We start from the raw sequence: 23236 nt of genomic DNA, 5'->3' as shown, positions 1-23236 counted from the left end.
TTTTATCCATATATTACGTTGGGTAGCCAAGTCACTAAACTTGGCCAGTAAGCTAAAGCACACAGTAATATTAACTGTATAATAATGAAAGGAATAACGCCTTTATAAATGTCGGCGGTGGTTACTGACTTGTCTGCCACACCGCGTAAATAAAATAGCGCAAAACCAAATGGCGGTGTTAAAAACGATGTTTGTAAGTTAACGGCGATCATAATCCCCAACCAAATAGGGTCTAAACCCATAGCCATTAATACCGGCGCAACAATTGGCACTACAACAAAAGTAATTTCTATAAAGTCTAATATAAAGCCAAGTAGAAAAATAACCAACATAACAATTAATGTAGCGCCAACCACCCCACCCGGCATTTGCTGAAATAACCCATGCACTAACTCTTCACCGCCAAAACCTCTAAAAACTAGCGAAAATAGACTTGCTCCGATCAAAATGAGAAACACCATTGAGGTGATTTTAACCGTAGTTTGCATTACTGAGGTTAAATTATCTTTCGATAATTGTCCTTTCCATAACGCTAATAACAAGGCCCCCATAGCGCCAACGCCAGCAGCTTCTGTTGGTGTAGCAAAACCTAATAATATTGAACCCAGTACCGCAAACATTAATAACAATGGCGGCAATAAAGCTGAAATAAATAACACAATAGTAAGCGAACTTTGCTCGTCAGCTTGATCCTCAGGCGCTCGTTTAGGGATGGCATCAGGTTTAAATACCGCCACAGCAATACAATACAAAATGTAAAATATGACTAACATCAAACCAGGAATAACCGCACCTGCGAATAAATCGCCCACTGAAACGGTTTTAGGGCTAAAAATACCCATGCTTAACTGAGCTTTTTGGTAAGCACTAGATAAAACATCACCGAGTAACACCAAAGCAATTGAAGGCGGTATTATTTGCCCAAGCGTTCCGGTTGCACAAATAATACCGGAGGAAAATGCAGGGCTATATCCGCGCTTTAACATCGTAGGTAAAGACAATAAGCCCATAGTGACAACCGTTGCGCCAACAATGCCAGTACTCGCCGCTAACAACATACCGACTAAGGTCACAGAAATAGCTAAGCCCGCATTAAATCGGCCAAACAACAATGCCATGGCGTTGAGTAAATTTTCAGCTACTTTTGAGCGTTCTAGCATAGCGCCCATAAAAACAAACAGCGGCACGGCTAATAGGGTTTGATTGTTGAGCACACCATAAAGTCGATTCGGTAGAGCATATAAAAAAGAACTTTCGAAAAGTTCAAAACTGATCCCTATACCGGCAAATAATAAGGCAGTACCAGCAAGTGATAAGGCAACAGGGTAGCCCAGCAATAATACGCCACACACAGCAACAAACATCAATAAGGCTAGATATTCCATTATTTTGCCCCTGCTGTATTTTTGGTATTAGGTAAGTCTTGAAATAGTATCAATAAATTTCGCGTTATTTCAGCTAGCCCTTGTAAAGAAAGCGTTATAGCCAATAAAAGAATTAATGATTTGTTTAGGTAAACTAAAGGTAATCCACCGGCTTCTGGCGAACTTTCCATGATTTGCCATGACGACATTACGTAATTAACACTGATAAAAAATATAAAAATACAAACCGGTAATAACAGCATAATGCTGCCAAATAAATTCAGTAAGGCTTTTTGTTTATGAGAGTATTTTTGATAAAAAATATCAACGCGGACGTGGCCGTCATGTTTTAAGGTGTAAGCAGCACCTAACATGAAAACAAGACCATGAAAGTAAAGCACTGATTCTTGCATGCCGATCCAACCAAGATTAAAACCGTATCTAAGTACAACAATACTAAAGGTCAGCAAAACCATTAACAGCGTCAACCAAGCAACCGCTTTACCCAGTAATTCGGTTATCATATCTATGGTTTGAACAAATTTATTTGCGAGTGTTAACAACATAGTTTTCCATCTATTTTTATTATTATTTGAAAATTAATTGCCAAAAATTAAGTAATACCACCTAGTGTAAATATTCGCTCATGGACGCTAAGATTTAAAGACACATTAATATTATGTGCTATTTTCTTAAATGGACTACTAACTAAGAGTGCTCATGTGACGCAACATTGCGGACATGGATGTGGTACTTAGTTTTTGTCTGGAACAAAAAAACTGACCGTACATCCTGTACATAAAAACACCGCTAACATTACATTAACGGTGCAAAATATAATAACTAAATACTGACTAGAGATACATGGATAATTTATCCTGTTTTTTTGCCACCACCTAAGCACTTAGGTGATAAAGGTGTGTTATCAGCATAATAGTTGTTCCACTCCTTTTCGGTATAAGTATGTAAAGCTAATGCATGAATTTTTTCTGCTAGCTCTTCCGCTAATAATGAATTAATCGCACGATGACGTTTAATCAAACGTTCACCTTCAAACTCTTCTGAAACAATAATAACTTTAAAGTGCGACTCGCTGCCCGGGGCAACGTTATGTTGATGACTTTCATTTATAACATCGAGATGAATAGGTGAGAAAGCAGAAAGTAGTTTTGATTCGATAACAGCTTCGATTGTCATAATAATTTCCCTAAGGTTGACCGGCTAATGGATCACTTTTAATTTTAGTCGTTACTGATAATTATGCCATCTATCTAGATGGCTGACAGCGTTATTTTTAATATTATTATTTTCTAAAAATCACTAAAATAGCTTTAAAGGCATATTTTTCTGAAGGTAAGGTTTATACGTGGTGATATTGCCTTTGTTCTTTTTGGTAAACAGTGTTGCCAACAATCTTGTGTTTCCCCTTTCATAATCAGTAAGCTACCAGCCGCAAGAGAGATAGTTATTTTTTCTTTAGTCACTATGTGTTTAAGCTGAAACTCACGCTCTGCGCCAAAAGATAACGACGCAATCGTCGGCATTTCACCTAGTTCAGGCTCATCATCACTGTGCCAGCCCACACTATCTTGTTGGTTACGATATAAATTTGCTAAAACCGCGTTAAAGTCATGCTGACAATAATCGCTAACTTTCGCTTTTAGTGCCCGTAAACTTGCCGCCCAGGGCTCAGCTGTCAATGTCATATTTGAATAGCGATAACTCAGGTTATTGTCACCATACCAAGCCTGTAGTCTTGGTATTTTCATCACCTTACCAAACAATTTAATATCATCATGTCGCCAGGCTAAGTTTTGCCCTAATTCTTTAAAAAGCACTCGGGCTTCATCTGAAGAGTAAAAGTTTTCGATATATTCAATATCGGCATCTGAACAGTTTATTTTCAAACGAATAGCCTCCTTATCGCGCTATAAAGTTGAGTTTGCCTTAGTTAAAGCTATTATCTCGATAAATTATGTAATTAACTAGCTCGAGGAGATAAATTTTGTCACAATATCCGCTACGCCAACCAAGTATTTATCGCCATGATCAGCCCTTTTATTATTAACGACAAAAATCTTTTTCTCGATCGTTTTCCAACTGGACAAGTTAACAGAAGCTTGCAGGCATGGGATGCAGCTGATGAATATATTATTAGTTATTTAGAGCAAGAGTCTTTAAGTGACTCAAAACAAAAAATCCTTATTTTCAACGATAACTTTGGCGCTATAGCTTGTAACTTAACTGGTCATCAATTGTATTGTGTTAATGACTCTTTTTTAAGTCACCAAGGTATTGAACTTAATATAGAGCAGAATGGTTTATCAAACGAAAACATCACTTTACTTAGCAGTCTTGATGATTTGCCGAGTGATATTAATATCGTGCTATATAAAATTCCAAAAGGCAAAAGCTTACTCTGTCAGCAACTCAGTAAAATAAAACAGCAACTTAATAAAGATGTTATTTTTATTGCCAGTGATCGCGCCAAAGAAATTCACAGCTCAACACTAAAGTTATTTGAGAACTACTTAGGCACCACAAAAACGTCATTAGCAGTAAAAAAAGCACGACTAGTATTTTGCGAACTTAATAATGAAAAAGCTACAACGGCTGACGTTCTAACTTCATGGCCTTTGGAAAACACCGACTTTACTTTGCATAATCACGCCAATGTCTATGCCAGAGAAAAACTAGATATTGGTGCGCGTTATTTTATGGAAAATTTACCCGTTATTGCTGCTAACACTCAGGTGATCGATCTCGGTTGCGGTAATGGAGTTATTGGCTTACATGTATTATCAAAACAGCCTGAAGCGCAGGTGCATTTCATTGATGAATCATACATGGCCATTGAATCAGCAAGGCTAAATATGACTGAAAACTTACCATCAGCCCTTGAGCAATGCCAATTTCAAGTAAATGATTGTTTAACCAGCGTTGAAGGTGGCAGTGTTGATGTGGTTTTATGTAACCCTCCGTTTCACCAACAAACCGCCACCACAGATCATATCGCGTGGCAGATGTTTAAAGACAGTCATCGAGTATTGAAAAAAGGCGGTGAGTTGCGCATTATTGGCAATCGTCAGCTCGGTTACCATATAAAATTAAAACGTATTTTTGGCAATGAAACACTGATCGCTAGCAATGATAAGTTTGTCACTATTTCAGCAATAAAACGTTAATTAACTCACTTAACTCTGAAGAATATTATATGAAATCAACTATATTAAAGTTTATCCTTTTAAGTTCTACAACGTTATTACTCGCCTGTAGTTCGCCAATAAAACAGGTTATTGTTAGCCCTGAGCTAAATATTTCCAACAGTAATGTCTTCCAACAAAAACAAGCACAATTGCGTTTTAGTGATTTACGCTCCTCACCACATATTGTGCAAATTTTACGTACGGACGAAGCTGCACAATTATATTCACCTCAACAACCACTTGTTGAGACAGTTGAAAAGTCACTTACCTCAGCATTAAAAGTAAATGGTTTAGCAGTTCAACCACTAGCAGCCAATCAAGTTGATGTCATTATCGACAACGCTTTAGTGAGTGTTCAACAAGAAATGTTAAAATACAGCGCCAGTAATCAAATGAGTTTTCGTGTTGTGATCAACAATGGTAAAAACACTTTAACGAAAGCATTTAAAATAACCGGCACAAGTAATGGACCACTAAAGGCAGATCTTGCGGTATTAGAGCGCGATTTTAACCAACAACTGGCAAAGTTGTTAACACAAATAGTGCAAAGCGAAGAATTACAGCAATTCATTCAATAGTTTAAGTCCTAATATTCAGATAGAGAACGCCATGATGAAAATTATTTCAATTATATTATTCTTACTTTCAGTCACCTGTAATGCGAAAAACCTGGCTATTGACCCTGATAACTTATTCCCACAGGTTAAATTAGAAACCTCGATGGGGATTATTATTGTTGAGCTTGATAGAGTTCGCGCACCACTCACTGTCGATAACTTTTTGACTTACGTGGTTACGGGTGAGTACAACAACACAATTTTTCATCGCATTGTGCCTGATTTTATTGTCCAAGGCGGTGGTTATAGCAAAAATTTTGAGCTTAAAAAAGTGGATAAAACCATTATAAATGAATCGGGTAATGGTTTAAAAAACGAAATTGGCACAATTGCCATGGCTAAAGAAAACCGTCCCCATACTGCGAATAGACAATTCTTTTTCAACATTACAGACAATAGTAGCTTAGACCCCGGCAGAAGTTGGGGTTACGCGGTTTTTGGTAGCATCGTTGAAGGGCAAGAAGTCGTCGATGCTATGGCCTTAGTAGCAACAGATTATAATGAAGAGATGGGCTGGGAAGATGTGCCAATTGAACCTATCATGTTAATCAAGGCTAGTTTATTACCGGCAATATAACTTTGTAACTTTAATACATCGAATATTAAGGGTAAACCTAATTTTAAAGCACTTAAAATTAGCATCCCTCCCCTTTCAAGTGCTGACTTGATTGCTAAATAGTTTGTCAAAATGGTCTTTAAGTTACAATTTCACACCCCATGAACTTTGACAATTTTAGTTTTATCTACGATAACTAAACAGTATCAAACAAGATTACAAGGCGATTAACATCATTATTCTCCTTAGCTAAGTCCCTTTATTAGCTTAATTGTACAAAAGGAACAACATGATAATTGAGCAGTTTATCAATGAGAAAATCACTCAAATCCGGGCCTATATCATCGCTGTTATTAATCATTCTTTGCATTACACTGAGCTTGATCAATTCGTCGAAAACACCATGGCAGAATGGACTTTACTGCACGTTAGTGATGAAACCCCCAGTAATGCTAGAGAACGTGTTTTTTGGCATATAATGCATGAACTTAGTTTACATAGCGCTAATGATCTTGACCGTGATTTATATTTTAAAAGTGAAATATCAACCTGTTTAGACTTTTTCTCTGGTACAGGCAGCTACCCTATTGATTGTATAGGTTGGCGCCCGATACCTTAACATTACCCAGCTAAAGCTGATAAATGTCAGTTAATATTTAACAACTAATTAGCTGTTTGAAAAGATTAAACTTCTGTTTACTAATACATTTTGATAGCCTATCAGCATTACCTTTTCGCATTCATTAGGCTTTGAGCAATGCATTCTCCAACCTTTAAGCAAGCAATATTTAATCGTCGTATGCTAATTTGTATCTTCACCGGTTTTAGCTCCGGGTTGCCTTTATTTATTCTTTATCAACTTGTACCTGGCTGGCTGCGCTCCGAAGGCGTCAGTTTAGCGGAAATAGGCTTATTTTCTCTTATTGGTATACCCTACGTATGGAAGTTTATTTGGTCGCCATTAATGGACCGATATTCTTTACCTGTACTTGGCCGCCGTCGTAGTTGGATGTTGCTAACACAAGTGCTTTTATTGTTTTCTATCGCAGGTTTTGGTTTTGTTGACCCCGTAATGAATATCTGGAATGTTGCTTATTTAGCGGCTGCAGTCGCATTTTTCAGTGCTAGCCAAGATATTGTACTGGATGCTTATCGCCGCGAATTATTGCCCGAACATGAACTTGGCTTGGGCAACTCTATTCATGTACAAGCTTATCGACTTTCTGGCTTAGTACCAGGTTCATTGGGGTTTATTCTTGCTGACCACATCAGTTGGCAAGCAGTATTCATTGTTGTCGCTGCATTTATGCTCGTCGGTATTCTATTGAGCCTTTCAATAAAAGAGCTTAAAACTTCTGCCCAAGCGCCAAAAACATTACAACAAGCCGTTGTATTGCCTTTTAAAGACTTTATCAACCGAAAAGGCACAAAATCTGCATTACAAATTCTCGCTTTTTTATTTTTATATAAACTCGGCGATAGCATGGCGACTGCACTACAAACGCCATTTTTCATAGATTTAGGCTTCACCAATACTGAAATTGGAGTGGTGGCTAAAACAGCGTCATTAATCGCTATGACTATAGGTTTGGCTGTTGGTGGTATAGTGATGATAAAATTAAGTATTAATCGTGCGCTTTGGTTATTTGGTTTTGTTCAAATCATCAGTATATTGGGCTTTGCAGCACTGGCAGAAATTGGCCACAACACCTACGCTTTAGCATTCGCTATGGGCTTTGAGTATTTAGGCGTTGGTCTTGGTACAGCAGCTTTTGTCGCCTTTATAGCCAGAGCGACTAACCCAGCATTTGCAGCAACACAATTTGCATTATTTACTGCCTTAACAGCGCTACCAAGAACATTTGCTAATGCCACAACAGGCGTTATTGTCGAACAAATAGGCTGGACTAATTTTTACTTTATGTGCACAGCATTAGCCATACCCGGTATGCTAATGCTATTGAAAGTTGCACCTTGGCGAGAGCCAACTAAACCAGCACCACAGGAGATAGCGTAAATATGATTAAACTATTTTTTCTCGTTCCCATACTAATGTGCGCTATTTGGTATTGGTATTTAAAAAGTAACAATTACACGATGAAACAGGGCTTAAAAGGCTTCGGTTATATCTTTGCGTTTAACGGTACAATTATCGCTTTTTTTGTTTTAATGTTATTTGTAACCCATTAGTAACGTGATATTTAAATCGACATTACAATTATATTATTAATCTTCACTCGTTGATAAATTTACAAAATAAAGAAGAAACAATGCAAGCGAATATTACAAAAGCAATCAATCATCTTAATAACGGCGAATTTAATTTAGCTTTAGATATTTTCAAAAACTTAACAGGTTTACAGGGTAAAAACCCGCAGCTTTGGCATCTGCGTGCAGTTGCAGAAAGAAAACTTAGCCTTTTTAAAGCAAGTGAAAAACATTTTTTAAAAGCACTAAAGTTGGCTCCTAACCAAGCTGAAATAATTAACGCCTATGGAAACTTATTAAATCAATTAAATAAAGTTGAGCTAGCAAAACTCAAATTTAAGCAAGCTATAAGTTGCAGAACCACATATATAGACCCACATATTAACCTTGGAAACATTTTATTCTCAGAAGATGCTTATGTTGACGCAAAAGCTTACTTTAAAAGTGCTTTATTGATAAATAGTAACAGCATCGGTGCAAAGGTTGGATTAGCGAAATGTTACAACAAAACAGAAGATAGCTTAAAAGCAAAAAACATCCTGTTAGAGATTTTGGATAATAATCCTCATAACGAACAAAGTCTGTATTTGCTGGGACAAATTGAAAAAGAGTATGGAAACATACCAGAAGCAAAGAAATATTTTAAATCAATATTAGCTCAAAATGGAGCAAGTACAGAATCAAATAAAGCGTTAGCCAGTTGTTACCTAATTGAAGAAAAAGTTGATTCATCAATCAGTGTATATGAAAAAATTATTAACGATTTTCCATTAGATTATGATGCTCATCATCAATTAAGCTTAATTAAATGGTCAAGATCATTACCTGTAGACGAATGTTTTTCTAATTATAAGTCTGCTATCGAAAGAACAAATTCAACTGCTTTGATGGGAGAGTTTGGCAGAAAATTATTACATGCAAAAGCGTATGATAAAGCTATAAAAATTGCCGATAAAATCCTCACTGTAGATAAAAATGAAGCGCTCGCATACATTATAAAATCTAACGCTCTGAGGGAACTTGGAGAATTCGAAGAAGCAGTATCAATCAGTACTCAAGGCTTAAAAAACAATAAAAATAATATTCATTTATTATATGAACAAGGCCACGCATTTATTGCTAATGATAATGCTAGTGCATCATTAAAGATATTCGACCGATTAACCCACAGTGATCGAAACAACCTAAGTTGTATCACTCTAAAATCAACAAGTTTAAAAATGCTTGGGAAAACCAAAGAATATAACGAGCTATGCGATCCCAATAAATTTATATATAGCGCAGAAGTAACACCCCCTAATGACGGCCAATCATTGATAGAATTTAATCAAGAATTAAATACTGAGTTAACTAAGTTACATACTAGTAAACAACACCCGCTTGATCAGTCTTTAATTAATGGAACACAAACCATTGGAGATTTATTTCCATCAAAATCACCTGTGATTAACTTACTCGACATTGAATTACAAAAGCATATACAGCGCTATATAAATGGTTTTAGTCAGCACAAAAGTCATCCGTTTTTAAAGCGAATAATGTCCAGTTTTCAGTATCAGGGTTCTTGGTCAGTTTTATTACAAAAACAAGGTTTCCATAAAAACCATTACCACTCAGAAGGATGGATAAGCGGCCCATATTATAACCAAATACCGAGTGCAGTTAATAATAATGGTGAAGGCTGGATAGAGTTTGGTGTACCTGGATTCAATATGAAACATAAACTTGAAGCAGACTATGTTGTTAAGCCGCAAAATGGATTACTAGTGCTTTTCCCTTCCTACTTCTGGCACGGTACAAAGCCATTTACTTCCGATGAAACTAGAATGACTATCTCATTTGATGTTATTCCAAAATAGATTCAACAGAGCTATTTAAGAATGCTAGAGAAACATGGCTTAATCTATTTAAAGCAAACATTGTTATGTAAGTTAATAAAATTTATGCCTTTAAATAAATCGGTATAACTGTCTATTATTGACTAAAACCATAATATACATATTAAGCAATATTATAGGAATTTTGCAGTTGCCTGCTATAAACTAAAAAAACCGCTTACCGCGGCTTTTTTTAGACATTAAATTAAAAAATGTAAAGTTAACTTAATCTATATCAGTTAAAAAACTGAACGGAAACCTGAACGACCACCGCTGCGACCTGAACGACGATTTCTCATTCTACTGTGCAACTCTTTACGCTTTGAGTCTAACCATTCATCTCGAGTAACATCCGCATCGCCATGGCGACCTTCTTCACGCGTTCGGTATTTGCAAAACTCTAAGAAAGCCTCAATGTCGTCTTTGAGTTCTTCAACAACTAACTCGATCATGATGGCATCATCTAAAAAACCTAACACTGGAATATGATCAGGCACTAAATCTTCAGGGTCACTAAAATAAGCTAAAGCACTTAATACATCAGCGCGCGCTTCATCAGGTATTTTCCACTCACTATCCTCAATCATAGCGACTAAGGTGCCTAATTTTTTAATGCGATCGCTGACAAATTCCGGTACATCAGTTTTTACGTCTTCACTAAGGATTTTTGCGTTTGCTAAAATTTCTGCTTCACTTAAACTTTTAGCGTCCGACTTTGACTCGCGCATTACATTACGAAAATACTCTAAATCTGATTCTTTTAACTCGAAGGTAACTTCAAATGCCATTATAATTCTCCTAATATTTGGCTTGCTTGAATTTAGTACACCTTTAATTTAACAGAAGATTTTTAATACACCACTAATATACACAAATATTAACAATTCACTTCAACATCAGCGGCCCAATTAAAATAATTCAATAACGATTTAGGCATAAGTCATAGTTTAATTTAAATCAAAACATTACCGACATAAGTATAACAACTGTGCATTAATACATTCATTATCATGTACTTAAATGTTAAGGCTAATACCGTAAAGCCATTTTATTACAGGAATGTAAATCATTGGTGTAATGCAGAAGCAATTACCGTGATGGATAGGAATGGCCTGAACATAAAAAAGCACCCGAAGGTGCTTTTTTAGATTATACGTTTAACTAAACTTATTCAGCTATCTATTACTCAGAAAGTGGACGCATATGTGGAAACAAAATAACGTCTTTAATGGTTGGTGAATCAGTGAACAACATCACTAATCGATCAATACCAATACCTTCACCAGCTGTTGGTGGTAAACCGTATTCAAGCGCTTGAATATAATCAGCGTCAAAATGCATTGCTTCATCATCACCAGCGTCTTTACCCTCTACTTGGTTTTGGAAGCGTGCCGCTTGGTCTTCGGCATCGTTAAGCTCTGAGAAACCATTGGCAAGTTCGCGTCCGCCCACAAAGAATTCAAAACGGTCAGTAATAAATGCGTTGTCATCATTTCTACGAGCTAATGGTGAAACTTCCCATGGGTATTCAGTGATAAAAGTAGGTTGGTCAAGCATATGCTCGGCAACTTCTTCAAATATCTCACAAATATACTTACCTGCGCCCCATACTTTGGATGCTTCGGTTTCTTTCACACCAACAGATTTCGCCATTGCTTTAAGCGCGTCAAAGTTAGCTTCTGGGTTACGTAAGATATTTTCGTCTAAATTATTACCGTGTAATAAAATCGCATCAACCATTGATAAACGAGTAAATTTTTGGCCAAAATCATAGAATTTCTCTTCTACTACTTCGCCATCAGAGTTTTTAACTGTATTACGAATAATAGCTGAGCCCATTACGTCTTCAGCTAACGTACGTAACATGTCTTCAGTCAGGTTCATTAGATCATGATAATCAGCATAAGCTTGATAAAATTCAATCATAGTGAATTCTGGATTATGGCGCGTTGATAAACCTTCGTTACGGAAGTTACGGTTAATTTCGAATACTTTTTCGAAACCACCAACCACTAAACGCTTTAGGTAAAGTTCAGGTGCAATACGCATAAACATTTCAATATCGAGCGCATTATGAAAGGTTTTAAAAGGTTTAGCTGTTGCACCACCAGGGATGGTTTGCAGCATTGGCGTTTCAACTTCCATAAAGTCACGGTCAGTTAAAAACTTACGAATACCGTCAACAATTTTCGAGCGTATTTTAAAAGTGTTACGGGTGTCTTCGTTGATAATTAAATCAACGTAACGTTGACGATATTTTGTTTCAACGTCTGATAAGCCATGGAATTTTTCTGGTAATGGACGTAGCGATTTGGTTAATAGCTCATATTTATCCATATTAACGTATAAGTCACCTTTACCTGACATATGCATAGTACCGGTAACACCGATAATATCGCCAATGTCTAAAGTGCCCCAACGCTCTTTAATATCTTTTTGCACAGTTTTGTGTGCATATGCCTGAATGCGACCAGACATATCCTGTAAAACTAAGAATGGACCACGTTTTGCCATTACACGACCAGCAATGCTGTAAAGAGCAGTTTCAGCTTCAAGCGTTTCTTTATCTTTCTCACCGTGTTCAGCTTGTAAATCAGCAGCATAGTGTTTTCGGTCAAACTTGTTTGGGTGGCCATTAGCCGGACAGTTTTCGCGAATTTTTGCTAATTTGCCACGACGCTCGGCAATCAATTTATTTTCGTCTTGGTGTGCTTGATCAGTCATTTTATTTCTCGTGTTTAACGTAATTTGTTATTTAAGCTCAGTTAATTAGCGCTCAAATTTTGCCATTACAGGTATATTCTATTAAAAATATTTTCAAATTAATTAAGGTATCTATAAGCCAGATTTCAAACTAGCTTCTAAAAATTTGTTTAAATCACCGTCTAATACTGCTTGCGTATTACGGTTTTCTATTCCGGTACGTAAATCTTTAATACGGCTGTCATCTAAAACATAAGAGCGTATTTGACTGCCCCAGCCAATATCAGATTTGCCGTCTTCTAATTCTTGTTTACCTTCATTCTGCTTTTGCATTTCCATTTCATACAATTTAGCTTTTAAAAGCTTCATGGCTGTTGCACGGTTTTTATGCTGAGAACGGTCCGCCTGACAAGCTACTACTGCACCTGTTGGTTCATGAGTAATACGTATGGCAGAATCAGTTTTGTTAACATGTTGACCACCCGCACCAGAAGCGCGAAAAGTATCTATGCGCAAATCTGCTGGGTTAATATCAATTTCAATATTGTCGTCAATTTCTGGGTATATAAACGCAGAAGCAAACGAGGTATGGCGACGACCACTTGAGTCAAAAGGTGATTTTCGTACTAAACGATGAACACCGGTTTCGGTGCGTAACCAACCAAAAGCATATTCACCAGTATATTTAATGGTGCAACCTTTAATGCCGGCGACATCACCACCCGTAACTTCAATCGCTTCAGTTTTGTAGCCGTTGGCTTCCCCCCAACGCAAATACATACGCATCAGCATTTCGGCCCAATCTTGCGCTTCTGTACCGCCAGATCCTGACTGGATATCTAAATAGCAGTTATTGGCATCGTGCTCGCCAGAGAACATGCGACGAAACTCTAACTTTTCAAGACTAGCTTCTAAAGTTTTTGTTTCAGCTTCGGCATCAACAAAGGTTTCTTCATCTTCTGCTTCAACAGCAAGCTCAACCAAGCCTTCAATGTCTTCACAACCTGAATCCATTTCGTCTATGGTTTCAACTACGGCTTCTAATGCCGCGCGTTCACGACCCAATGCTTGAGCACGTTCAGGATCATTCCAAACATCTGCAGATTCTAACTCGCGTGTAACTTCAACCAAACGTTCTGACTTTTGATCGTAGTCAAAGATACCCCCGAAGCAGGTTGGTGCGTTCGCGAATTTCTTTAATTTTATTGAGTACTGGATTAACTTCTAACATACTTTTTAACTGTTACGCCGTCATAGATGAATATAAATGGTGAATATAATTACTGATTAAGGAAAAACAACAAAAAAACAGTCGCGCATTGTAGCTTAATTATGCGATTAAATAAACGCTTGCTTGTGCAATGAAACGCCATTTTTATTATATTTTTCTATCCGTTTAATGTCACTATTAATCTAAGCGATTAAGCTAATAATGTTCTTACTGCACTTCAGTCTAATTGTTCGACCATTAATTGCACTGATTGCTTACCACGAAACTCGTTAATATCGAGACGATAGGCTAATTTTACTTGCTTCGCTTGGCTGTCAGGCCAACGTTTTATATCAACATTAAAGGCAATAGCATCAAATATTTGCTTTTCTTTTTCTACCACTAGCTTTAAGTGTTTTTCGCCTACAATGCGCTGTTGAACAAGGGTGAAAACATCATCAAATACTGGCTCTGGAAAGTTCTGTCCCCAAGGCCCGGCGTCACGTAATACTTCAGCAAAGGCAAGGGTCATATCGTTAGTTAATAGTTCACCATCTGAAGATAAAACGCCGGTTAGTGCTTCTTTGCTTAACCATTGCTCTGCATATTTTTCAAATAGTGATGAAAACTGTTGGAATTGATTAGCCGCTATCGACAAACCTGCCGCCATGGCATGGCCACCAAATTTGATAATAATACCAGGATGTTGACTGTCAATGTACTCTAATAAATCACGAATATGTAAACCAGGAATTGAGCGCGCTGAGCCTTTTATTTCGTTGTTACTTATATCAATACTATTGCTATCGATGCTGCTGGCTTTAAGGTCAGTACTATTTTCGTCAGTGTCATCATTACCTTTGGCAAAAACAATGCTAGGTCGATGATATTTTTCTTTTAATCGCCCCGCAACAATGCCTATAACGCCTTGATGCCAATCGCCATGAAACAAACTAATGCCATGCGGTAAATTATCTTCACTAAACTTTAAGCTTGCTAGCACTTGTTCAGCCTCAAGTTGCATGCCCTGCTCTATTTCTCGGCGTGTTTTGTTTAAGTCATCTAAGTCTGCGGCCATTACTCTTGCGGTTGATAAATCTTTTGCTAATAAACAATTAATACCAAAAGCCATATCGTCTAAACGCCCTGCGGCATTGATACGTGGTCCTAAAGCAAAGCCAAAGTCGCTAGCAATCAATTTTTGCTGATTTTTGCCGGCAATTTCGATTAATGCTTGAATACCTGGACGCGTGGCACCTGCGCGAATACGTTTTAGTCCTTGTTCAACTAAAATACGATTATTGGCATCAAGTGACACCACATCGGCAACCGTACCTAGTGCAACTAAATCAAGTAATTGCGCAATATTAGGTTCTTTAATTCCCTGTTGTTCAAACCATTGTTGCTCGCGTAAATATTTTCTTAATGCCAACATAAAATAAAAAGCGACACCAACACCAGCTAACGACTTACTAGCAAAGTTACAACCTCGTTGATTGGGATTAATAATAGCGTCAGCAGGTGGTGTATCCGCGCCAGGTAAGTGATGATCAGTAACCACTACTTGAAGCCCTAAATTTTTTGCCCTTTTTACACCGGCAACACAACTAATGCCATTATCAACAGTGACTAATACTTGAGCGCCTTGAGAGGCTGCAATATCAACAATTTCAGGCGTAAGGCCATAACCATATTTAAATCGGTTGGGCACAAGAAAATGATGATTTTTCGACCCTAGCATGTGTAATGCTTCCATCATTAATGCAGTACTTGTAGCGCCATCGGCATCAAAGTCACCAATCACAGTGATATTTTTTTTCTCTTGTAGCGCCTGATATAAAAGCGCACATGCTTCAGGTAAACCTTTCAACGAATCAACGGCGCATAAATGTGACGCGGTTAATTCAAGCTGCTCTTTACTAGTAACACCGCGCCGCGCGTATATTTGTCGAATAATAGGATGCAGCGTATCGGGTAAATGCTCATCGCTTACTTGCTCTCGACGAATGATCTCTTTATGCATGAATGAACCTTTATACTTAAAACGCTAGATACAAAAATGGCAAGTTAAATACTTGCCATTTTATGAAAAAATTTAGTTACACCATTTGAAAATACGGCTTAACCAGTATGATATTAACCACCTTACTGAGCGGATTCTAATAACGTAAATAATTTATCAGGGTCTTGATAACCTGGCACCATCATGCCATTTTCAAGCATAATAGCAGGTGTTCCGGTAACGCCAACTTGGCGACCAAAGTCAAATTCTTCTTCGATAGGCATATCACAAATACGTGCTGCCACCTTAGAGCCACTTTTCGCTTTTGTTAGCGCCGACTTAGCATCTTCATGACACCATATTGAACGTAAATCTTTAAAGCCTTGTGAATAACCACCTGAACGGTCTTTCACGCCAGCACGTGGATACGCTAAGTAACGAACAGTTATACCTTTATCGTTATAGTCGTCTATTTGTTCATGCATTTTACGACAGTAACCACAGGTAATATCGGTAAAAACGGTAACTACGTGTTTTTCATTTTTTGCTGGATAAACAATCATAGCATCAGAAAACTTAACCATGCCTTCCACACGCACTTGCGCTAAGCTTGCTTCGGTTAAATTAGTAACGTTATCGCCTAATCCGTACATTTTTCCATGCAATAAAAAGTTACCATCGGCGCTGGCATAAAATAAGCCCTGATCCGTAAGCACTTCAATCACGCCAGTCATTGGAGATGGTTTAATACTGGCAACATTGAATCCTAAAGTTTGCGAAAGTTTTGCTTTAACGGCTTCAACCTCAGGCGATTGTGCAACGGGTAACATAACACTATTATTTGATGGCGTTGCAGGTTCAGCATAGGCGGCAACATGGTGAGTCAAACTTAACACGCCAAATGCTGCGGCCAATAAAAAATTCTTAGACATAAATCAATTCCATACCTTAAATAAGCGGAAAATGAGCGGAAAATTACATTTGCAATATTTAGTTAAATACAAAGACCGCTTTAATCCCGCTAAAATTACAGTGAAAAAGTCATAATTGCAATAACACTGAGACCTCCAATAGCTAATATATCTAATAAAATATTAATTTGTCTCGTAACGCAAAGCTTCTTATTTACTGAAATTTTGTTAAAATCTCGTCACTCGCTCACCTGCCACCTAAAGTGGTTCGTAAAAACCTCGGTAATTTATCAATGAACATTGCATTATTTTATGGCTCAACCACGTGTTATACCGAAATAGCAGCAGAAAAAATTCAAACAGAACTTGGCGCTGACATAGTCACTTTATTTAATATAAAAGATACACCATTGGCCGAAATGGCAAATCACGACATGTTAATTTTAGGCATTTCTACTTGGGATTATGGTGAAATTCAAGAAGATTGGGAGTCACACTGGCCAGAAATTTCCGAGATTAATCTCGAAGGTAAAATAGTAGCGCTTTATGGCATGGGCGATCAAATTGGCTACACCGATTGGTTTCAAGATGCGCTAGGCATGTTACATGAACAAGTGCTGGCACAAGGTGGCTATGTTATCGGTTATTGGCCAAATGAAGGTTATGAATTTGCAGAGTCAAAAGCTTTGACCGAAAACAAACAACAATTTGTTGGTTTAGCCCTTGATGAAGACAACCAATATGATGCCAGTGAAGAGCGCATCAAAGTTTGGTGCCAACAAATAAACCATGAAATCGCTGATATACTAGCGGATTAAGTTAAATATCATAATAAATAGATTAATTTGGCAAGATCTTTAGGATAAATCGTATTTTGCCATTATAATCCGCGTTATTAATCCCCAAAGAAAATTATTACATGTTTGAGCAGTTTGACCTAGATTCCGCGTTATTAGGCGGCGTTGAAAATGCAGGCTTTAAAAAGCCGACGTCTATCCAAGAATTAGTACTTCCTGTGGCTATGACAGGCAAAGACGTATTAGCTTCAGCCCCTACAGGAACGGGAAAAACAGCGGCGTTCATTTTACCAGCCGCTCAACACTTGCTTGACTATCCCCGTCCACAGCAAGGTTTTCCACGTGTGCTAATTTTGTCACCAACACGCGAACTGGCCATACAAACTCATGAGCAATGTGAGAAGTTAACCGCGCTTACCAATATTAAATCCGCGGTAATTACCGGTGGTGTTAATTATGGCAGTCATAAAGAAGTACTTACAGGTAACACCGATATTTTGGTTGCTACACCTGGCCGTTTAATGGAATACATTGAAAGCGAGCAGTTTGATAGCCGTGAAATTGAAATTCTTATTTTAGATGAAGCAGATCGTATGCTCGCTATGGGTTTTGCTGAAACCATTAATCGCATTGTTGGCGAAGCACGCTGGCGTAAACAGACCATGCTATTTTCTGCAACATTAGAAGGTGCCGCAGTAGTACGTTTTTCTCGCGAACTTTTGAACGACCCTGTATTTTTAGAAGCAAATCCTTCTCGAAAAGAAAAAGCAAAAATTCACCAGTGGATGCACTTAGCTGACGACAAAGATCATAAATACGCCTTATTGCTAAACTTATTACAACAAGAAGAAGTAGAACGTGCCCTTGTTTTTGCCAATAAACGTGAAACCGTGCAGCATCTATCAGGCAAACTTTACGCCGATAACGTACCTTGCGTATGGCTTGAAGGTAAAATGCAACAAGACAAACGCAACACATCAGTTGAACGTTTGCGCAATGGTACCGTTAATGTGCTTGTAGCTACAGATGTCGCTGAACGTGGTCTTGATATTGACGATATAACGCATGTAATAAACTTTGATATGCCCCGCACAGCCGATATATATTTGCACCGCATCGGCCGCACAGGTCGCGCTGGCAATAAAGGTACAGCTATATCATTGGTTGAAGCACACGACATGACAGTCATTGGTAAAATTGAACGTTACATAAAAGAGCGCCTACCACGTCGTGTAATTGAAACCTTAAGACCAAAATTTAAAGAAGCACGTGTTGCCACGAAAAAGACTAAAGTGAAAAGAACTGTGGCACAGAAAAAAGCTAAAGCAAAAAAAATAGCGAAACGCACCAAAAGTTAAAATCTGCCTTTTAAAATCTAAAAACCTAAACGCACTCGTTTAGGTTTTTTTGTTTTTAGTCACTTAATTATTAATTGAGTTTTATCGATAGTGATAAGGTGATAGTAATCTAGTTATTGGTTTATCTTTTGCTAACGGCAACTGTTTCGACATTACGGGCATTAGGAACAATTAAATTTTAAGCTACTTTGGGTATTCAAAAGACGTTGACCTTATTTCATCTTGATAGACAACTAAGCCAGTATTTAGGTCATAGATACTTTGAAATCAAGGCCGCAGCTATTTAACAATTGCAGACATAATATTTTTTATTGGGCATGCTTACTTTAATCAACAATAAATATCACCTACCATGTTGTATGCTAACTTCTATAATAAAGTAAATCGATTACTCAAAAAATTATCGCATTAGGATAAAAGTCACACCGATAAGTTGAAAATTAGATAAAGTATTTTTCGATATTAAAAGGAAAGGTGAACAATGAATAAGCAACTATCGATAACGATCGTTATAGCTTTGTTACTTAATACAGCAAACACATTAGCGAACTCAACAACCCTCACAGCTATGGAGTTGGCGAAAAAAGCCATCATTGTTGATACACACATTGATGCCCCTACCAAGTTACTTGCTGAGTGGCGTGATCTTGGCTCTACTGCACCTAGTCGTGAATTTGATTACCCTAGTGCTTATTCTGGCGGCCTTAATGTAGCTTTTATGTCAATTTACACTTCAGCTCGTGATGATCAGCAAGGCAAAGCAAAACAAATTGCCCATACACAGATTGATAGTATTGAAGCATTAATTGTACGTCATCCTGATAAATTTGGACTTTTAAGTTCACCAAAAGATATTGAACGATTAAAAACGGGAAACCGTGTTTTGTTAGCTCTTGGTATGGAGAATGGCGCTCCAATTGAGGATGACATTAATCAAGTGGGTAAATTTTTTAAACGTGGGGTCCGTTATATTACATTAGCTCACAGCGCTAGCAATCGCATTAGCGATTCTTCTTATGATCCCAGACGCCAATGGAACGGATTAAGCCCTTTTGGTAAGAACGTTGTGAGTGAAATGAATCGGCTAGGTATGATAGTAGACGTGTCGCATTTATCCGATAAAGCTGTTAAAGATGTTCTGTTATTGAGCAAAGTACCGGTAATTGCGAGCCACTCTGCTTTTAGACATTTTACTCCCGGATTTGAACGCAATATTAGTGATGAACTTGCATTGGCTATAGCGGCTAAAGGCGGGGTGATACAAATATCCTTTGGCATACCTTTTATTAATCGAAAATCGGCCGATGACCTTCAAGCTTTTTTTAAAGAAAAAGCGGCAGTAGCCAAGCAAAACCAAGCAGCTATTGTTTCAGGCACAGAATTAATAGATGAACAATCGTTTGATAAAAATTGGTGGGATAAACATCCTATTCCAGTGACACCCATAGACGCTGTGCTTAATCAATTTGACTATGCTATAAAACTTGTAGGCATTGATCATATTGGTATTGGTTCAGATTTTGATGGCGTACAAGGAGCATTACCGGAAGGTCTAAAATCTGTTGCCGATTACCCTAATTTAATTGCAGGCTTACAAACCCGTGGTTATAGCGATGAGCAAATAACTAAACTTCTAGGAGGAAATTTTTTACGCGTTTGGAATGAGATTGAATCTGGAGCTGAAAAATTAGCTTTGCAAACTCATTAGTCATGTAACCTTTGTAAGCCTACAACAGAAATTAAACTAAATTCGGTTAACGGTCACTCAAGGCTCAAAATTAACATCAAGTGATGATGTCCAACGGCTGCAATGACCTATTGAACTCACAGCTCAAAGCAGGCTTAAATAATTATAATATTAAGTTTAGTTTTCTATCCAAAAGTATCAGTTTAAATGTAGGCTTCTACAAATATTATAAGGCAGGGGTCGCGTGATTATCTATTCAGGTACTATCTTCTATAAAAGCTATAAATGAGTTGTTTCACCTTTATAGCTTTTATATTTAATCAAATTCAATTAGTTTAATCGACTTCTTTACGGGTAAACACCCAGTCATTACCTTTACTCAATTCACTCGAATATTGATACCCTGCCACATCAAATTCTTTTAGCTTTTCAACATCAGTGATTTGGTGCTCAATAATATAGCGTGCCATTAAACCGCGGGCTTTTTTGGCAAAAAAGCTGATCATTTTAAACTGGCCGTTTTTCCAATCTTTAAATGCCGGTGTAATAATTTCAGCTTTTAGTACTTTCTTGTTAACTGATTTAAAGTATTCATTTGACGCTAAGTTAATTAACACATTGTCGCCTTGAGCTCCAATCGCTGCATTTAAATGCTCGGTGATAATATCGCCCCAAAACTGATACAAATTACTGCCGCGATCATTGTCTAATTTTTTGCCCATTTCTAGTCGATACGCTTGCATCAAGTCTAGCGGCTTTAATAGTCCATATAATCCAGATAATATCCGCATATGCTGCTGAGCAAATTCAAAGTCTTCTTCGTTAAACGATGGAGCATCTAAGCCTGTATAAACGTCGCCATTAAAAGCTAATACGGCTTGTCGAGAATTTTCTGGTGTAAAAGGGGTTGCCCACTCGCCAAAACGCGCGGCATTTAAACCGGCCAATTTATCGCTGATACCCATTAATGAACTGATATCAGCTGGAGTCAGTGTTTTACACTTTTTCATTAACACTTTACTGTGTGCTAATAGTTCAGGTTGAGTATATTTTTCAGTAGCAACGGGGGATTCATAATCTAGATTCTTAGCTGGAGAAACAACAAGCAACATTATATATCTACTCTATCTTAAAAAATTTTTGTCACTATAACACAGGAAAAAACGAATATAATTATCTTCATTATGAATTCATCATCTAACTTATCGCCCACACAGCATACAATAGTGCGTTTTATCTAAATTATTTCGTTATCACCCTTGCTAAATTATGAAAATTTGATACAAATATAGATGAATAAAACAGATACCTAGCAATTTCAACCTATCTTGCTTGAAAAACGTTGTAATATTTCACCAAAATTAACTAATACACTCACATTCATCTGATTCCATTATGAATATCAAGGGACATGTTATGACCGATCAACTTTCTCAATTAAAAGCAATGACAACTGTTGTTGCCGATACCGGCGATATTGAAGCTATTGCTAAGTTTCAACCACAAGATGCCACTACAAATCCGTCTTTATTATTAAAAGCCGCCTCTCTGCCTAATTATCAACATCTACTGGCTACTGCAGTAGCATGGGCGAAAACTCAGTCGGCAAATGCTGAACAGCAAGTTACTGACGCTGCAGATAAACTTTCGGTATTAATTGGTTTAGAAATTTTAAAGATAGTACCTGGTAGAATTTCAACAGAAGTTGATGCTCGCTTATCTTTTGATACTGAAGCATCTGTCGCTAAAGCTTATAAGCTTATGGCTATGTACAACGAAGCTGGCATTACTAATGATCGCATATTGATCAAAGTAGCCTCTACGTGGGAAGGCATTAAAGCGGCAGAGCAATTAGAGCGTGAAGGCATTAACTGTAATTTAACCTTACTATTTAACTTTGCTCAAGCGCAAGCCTGTGCCGTAGCTAATATTTATCTGATTTCACCTTTTGTTGGTCGTATTTTAGATTGGTATAAAAAAGATACTGGCCGCACTGACTACTCAGCTAGCGAAGATCCCGGTGTAGTGTCAGTAACGAGTATCTATAATTATTACAAAGCTAAAGGCCACAAAACGGTTGTGATGGGTGCTAGTTTCCGCAATATTGGTGAAATACTTGAACTGGCTGGTTGTGACCGACTAACGATCAGCCCAAATCTTATGGACGAATTAGCAAATTCAACAGCAACAGTTACGCAAAAGCTTTTTAGCGACCATGCGCCATTAGCAGATGAAGCTCCACTAACTGAAGCACAATTTAGATGGCAGATGAACCAAGATGCTATGGCAACTGAAAAGTTGGCAGAAGGCATTCGAAACTTTACCATTGACCAAGTTAAACTTGAGCAACAATTACAGGCAATGCTTTAATTTATAAATTATAAAACTTGTGAAATTCATGACTTTGTAACGAAAATACAAAATAATGTTTCTATTTTGTGAACAACTGTGATATTAAAAAGCTGCAGTTGTAAAAACAAGGAGCATACCATGGAAAAGTTTCAACAAGTATTGGACTCTTTAGGCACACAGCCGAAATCAAGTTCAAGTAATAATAAAAAAAGAAAATGGCGTGAAATTGAACAACTGAAAGAAAAATTTCAACTGGAAAGAGAATTAAAAGCATATGACAATTCTTTGGAAAGCATGTTGAAAGAGTTTTAACTAAGCTTAGAATAGCTAATATAAACGACTAAAAACCCGGATTATACCGGGTTTTTTATTGCTTTTTATTTAGGAA

The 23236-nt window shown here is 37.5% G+C and carries 21 protein-coding genes; 11 read left to right on the top strand and 10 right to left on the bottom strand.

Annotation, left to right across the window (positions count from 1 at the left end; genetic code table 11):
• Positions 1-2: 2 nt before the first annotated feature.
• The 4 genes from H4J38_RS06335 to H4J38_RS06320 form a co-directional block, all read right to left on the bottom strand.
• Positions 3-1385, bottom strand: coding sequence for a TRAP transporter large permease subunit (locus tag H4J38_RS06335; protein WP_182130630.1), 1383 nt, complete (start codon positions 1383-1385; stop codon positions 3-5).
• Complete coding sequence (locus tag H4J38_RS06330) at positions 1385-1930, bottom strand: TRAP transporter small permease subunit (RefSeq protein ID WP_182130628.1); 546 nt, start codon at positions 1928-1930, stop codon at positions 1385-1387. Before H4J38_RS06330 ends, H4J38_RS06335 begins: the two co-directional genes overlap by 1 nt.
• Positions 1931-2237: 307 nt before the next feature.
• Positions 2238-2561, bottom strand: a complete 324-nt coding sequence (gene bolA, locus H4J38_RS06325) for a transcriptional regulator BolA (RefSeq protein WP_182130626.1) — start codon at positions 2559-2561, stop codon at positions 2238-2240.
• Positions 2562-2695: 134 nt separating this feature from the next.
• The gene (locus H4J38_RS06320) at positions 2696-3271 is read right to left on the bottom strand and encodes an alpha-ketoglutarate-dependent dioxygenase AlkB (RefSeq protein ID WP_220465456.1); all 576 of its coding nucleotides are present in this window, start codon (positions 3269-3271) and stop codon (positions 2696-2698) included.
• 138 nt (positions 3272-3409) lie between these two features.
• Here H4J38_RS06320 and H4J38_RS06315 point away from each other — a divergent pair, with 138 nt between their 5' ends.
• The 6 genes from H4J38_RS06315 to H4J38_RS06290 all read left to right on the top strand — a co-directional run bounded on the left by H4J38_RS06315 (position 3410) and on the right by H4J38_RS06290 (position 9810).
• Positions 3410-4549, top strand: a complete 1140-nt coding sequence (locus H4J38_RS06315) for a methyltransferase (protein WP_182130624.1) — start codon at positions 3410-3412, stop codon at positions 4547-4549.
• Positions 4550-4578: 29 nt separating this feature from the next.
• Complete coding sequence (locus H4J38_RS06310) at positions 4579-5148, top strand: YajG family lipoprotein (RefSeq protein WP_182130622.1); 570 nt, start codon at positions 4579-4581, stop codon at positions 5146-5148.
• 31 nt (positions 5149-5179) lie between these two features.
• A complete protein-coding gene (locus H4J38_RS06305; RefSeq protein WP_182130620.1) occupies positions 5180-5764 on the top strand; it encodes a peptidylprolyl isomerase in 585 nt (194 codons plus the stop codon).
• Between the two features lie 268 nt (positions 5765-6032).
• A complete protein-coding gene (locus H4J38_RS06300; protein WP_182130618.1) occupies positions 6033-6362 on the top strand; it encodes a hypothetical protein in 330 nt (109 codons plus the stop codon).
• Between the two features lie 138 nt (positions 6363-6500).
• Positions 6501-7760, top strand: a complete 1260-nt coding sequence (locus H4J38_RS06295) for an AmpG family muropeptide MFS transporter (protein WP_182130616.1) — start codon at positions 6501-6503, stop codon at positions 7758-7760.
• Between the two features lie 253 nt (positions 7761-8013).
• Entirely contained in the window at positions 8014-9810 is a 1797-nt protein-coding gene (locus H4J38_RS06290; protein ID WP_182130614.1) for a putative 2OG-Fe(II) oxygenase, read from the top strand.
• Between the two features lie 257 nt (positions 9811-10067).
• Here the strand turns inward: H4J38_RS06290 and H4J38_RS06285 are convergent, their stop codons facing one another.
• The 5 genes from H4J38_RS06285 to dsbC form a co-directional block, all read right to left on the bottom strand.
• Positions 10068-10616, bottom strand: coding sequence for a YkvA family protein (locus H4J38_RS06285; RefSeq protein WP_182130612.1), 549 nt, complete (start codon positions 10614-10616; stop codon positions 10068-10070).
• Positions 10617-11010: 394 nt separating this feature from the next.
• Positions 11011-12552, bottom strand: a complete 1542-nt coding sequence (gene lysS, locus H4J38_RS06280; protein WP_182130610.1) for a lysine--tRNA ligase — start codon at positions 12550-12552, stop codon at positions 11011-11013.
• Between the two features lie 111 nt (positions 12553-12663).
• A protein-coding gene (prfB, locus tag H4J38_RS06275; protein ID WP_182130608.1) for a peptide chain release factor 2 occupies positions 12664-13762 on the bottom strand; the annotation gives its coding sequence in 2 pieces (ribosomal slippage) (positions 12664-13686 and positions 13688-13762; 1098 coding nt in all).
• A gap of 217 nt (positions 13763-13979) precedes the next feature.
• A complete protein-coding gene (locus tag H4J38_RS06270) occupies positions 13980-15764 on the bottom strand; it encodes a DHH family phosphoesterase (RefSeq protein WP_182130606.1) in 1785 nt (594 codons plus the stop codon).
• Positions 15765-15886: 122 nt separating this feature from the next.
• Positions 15887-16675, bottom strand: coding sequence for a bifunctional protein-disulfide isomerase/oxidoreductase DsbC (gene dsbC, locus H4J38_RS06265; RefSeq protein WP_182130604.1), 789 nt, complete (start codon positions 16673-16675; stop codon positions 15887-15889).
• Positions 16676-16947: 272 nt separating this feature from the next.
• Here dsbC and fldB point away from each other — a divergent pair, with 272 nt between their 5' ends.
• From fldB to H4J38_RS06250, 3 genes are all read left to right on the top strand, one after another.
• The gene (fldB, locus tag H4J38_RS06260) at positions 16948-17472 is read left to right on the top strand and encodes a flavodoxin FldB (protein WP_182130602.1); all 525 of its coding nucleotides are present in this window, start codon (positions 16948-16950) and stop codon (positions 17470-17472) included.
• A 101-nt stretch (positions 17473-17573) separates the two neighbouring features.
• A complete protein-coding gene (gene srmB, locus H4J38_RS06255) occupies positions 17574-18809 on the top strand; it encodes an ATP-dependent RNA helicase SrmB (protein ID WP_182130600.1) in 1236 nt (411 codons plus the stop codon).
• Positions 18810-19290: 481 nt separating this feature from the next.
• On the top strand, positions 19291-20517 hold the full coding sequence (locus H4J38_RS06250) for a dipeptidase (RefSeq protein WP_182130598.1): 1227 nt from the start codon (positions 19291-19293) through the stop codon (positions 20515-20517).
• Between the two features lie 314 nt (positions 20518-20831).
• On the opposite strand, the gene yaaA is transcribed toward H4J38_RS06250, so the two are convergent.
• Entirely contained in the window at positions 20832-21608 is a 777-nt protein-coding gene (gene yaaA, locus H4J38_RS06245) for a peroxide stress protein YaaA (RefSeq protein ID WP_182130596.1), read from the bottom strand.
• A 304-nt stretch (positions 21609-21912) separates the two neighbouring features.
• Between yaaA and tal the strand changes: the two genes are divergently transcribed.
• Positions 21913-22866: a transaldolase gene (gene tal / locus H4J38_RS06240; RefSeq protein WP_182130594.1), complete on the top strand. Its 954-nt coding sequence runs from the start codon at positions 21913-21915 to the stop codon at positions 22864-22866.
• Positions 22867-22986: 120 nt separating this feature from the next.
• On the top strand, positions 22987-23160 hold the full coding sequence (locus H4J38_RS06235; RefSeq protein WP_182130592.1) for a DUF3545 family protein: 174 nt from the start codon (positions 22987-22989) through the stop codon (positions 23158-23160).
• Positions 23161-23236 lie beyond the last annotated feature (76 nt).

The sequence above is a fragment of the Colwellia sp. BRX10-3 genome, from assembly GCF_014077505.1.
Lineage (GTDB): Bacteria > Pseudomonadota > Gammaproteobacteria > Enterobacterales > Alteromonadaceae > Cognaticolwellia.
Note: the sequence above shows the minus strand (reverse complement) of the source record. Positions and strands in the feature narration are given on the sequence as shown.

Bases quoted from the DNA above. Each gene is read 5' to 3' on its own strand.
- H4J38_RS06300 (WP_182130618.1), top strand. From the start codon at position 6,033: ATGATAATTGAGCAGTTTATCAATGAGAAAATCACTCAAATCCGGGCC.
- H4J38_RS06315 (WP_182130624.1), top strand. From the start codon at position 3,410: ATGATCAGCCCTTTTATTATTAACGACAAAAATCTTTTTCTCGATCGT.
- H4J38_RS06250 (WP_182130598.1), top strand. From the start codon at position 19,291: ATGAATAAGCAACTATCGATAACGATCGTTATAGCTTTGTTACTTAAT.
- H4J38_RS06285 (WP_182130612.1), bottom strand. From the start codon at position 10,616: ATGGCATTTGAAGTTACCTTCGAGTTAAAAGAATCAGATTTAGAGTAT.
- H4J38_RS06295 (WP_182130616.1), top strand. From the start codon at position 6,501: ATGCATTCTCCAACCTTTAAGCAAGCAATATTTAATCGTCGTATGCTA.
- bolA (WP_182130626.1), bottom strand. From the start codon at position 2,561: ATGACAATCGAAGCTGTTATCGAATCAAAACTACTTTCTGCTTTCTCA.
- fldB (WP_182130602.1), top strand. From the start codon at position 16,948: ATGAACATTGCATTATTTTATGGCTCAACCACGTGTTATACCGAAATA.
- yaaA (WP_182130596.1), bottom strand. From the start codon at position 21,608: ATGTTGCTTGTTGTTTCTCCAGCTAAGAATCTAGATTATGAATCCCCC.
- H4J38_RS06335 (WP_182130630.1), bottom strand. From the start codon at position 1,385: ATGGAATATCTAGCCTTATTGATGTTTGTTGCTGTGTGTGGCGTATTA.
- H4J38_RS06330 (WP_182130628.1), bottom strand. From the start codon at position 1,930: ATGTTGTTAACACTCGCAAATAAATTTGTTCAAACCATAGATATGATA.
- H4J38_RS06270 (WP_182130606.1), bottom strand. From the start codon at position 15,764: ATGCATAAAGAGATCATTCGTCGAGAGCAAGTAAGCGATGAGCATTTA.
- H4J38_RS06235 (WP_182130592.1), top strand. From the start codon at position 22,987: ATGGAAAAGTTTCAACAAGTATTGGACTCTTTAGGCACACAGCCGAAA.
- lysS (WP_182130610.1), bottom strand. From the start codon at position 12,552: ATGACTGATCAAGCACACCAAGACGAAAATAAATTGATTGCCGAGCGT.
- tal (WP_182130594.1), top strand. From the start codon at position 21,913: ATGACCGATCAACTTTCTCAATTAAAAGCAATGACAACTGTTGTTGCC.
- dsbC (WP_182130604.1), bottom strand. From the start codon at position 16,675: ATGTCTAAGAATTTTTTATTGGCCGCAGCATTTGGCGTGTTAAGTTTG.
- H4J38_RS06290 (WP_182130614.1), top strand. From the start codon at position 8,014: ATGCAAGCGAATATTACAAAAGCAATCAATCATCTTAATAACGGCGAA.
- H4J38_RS06305 (WP_182130620.1), top strand. From the start codon at position 5,180: ATGATGAAAATTATTTCAATTATATTATTCTTACTTTCAGTCACCTGT.
- srmB (WP_182130600.1), top strand. From the start codon at position 17,574: ATGTTTGAGCAGTTTGACCTAGATTCCGCGTTATTAGGCGGCGTTGAA.
- H4J38_RS06310 (WP_182130622.1), top strand. From the start codon at position 4,579: ATGAAATCAACTATATTAAAGTTTATCCTTTTAAGTTCTACAACGTTA.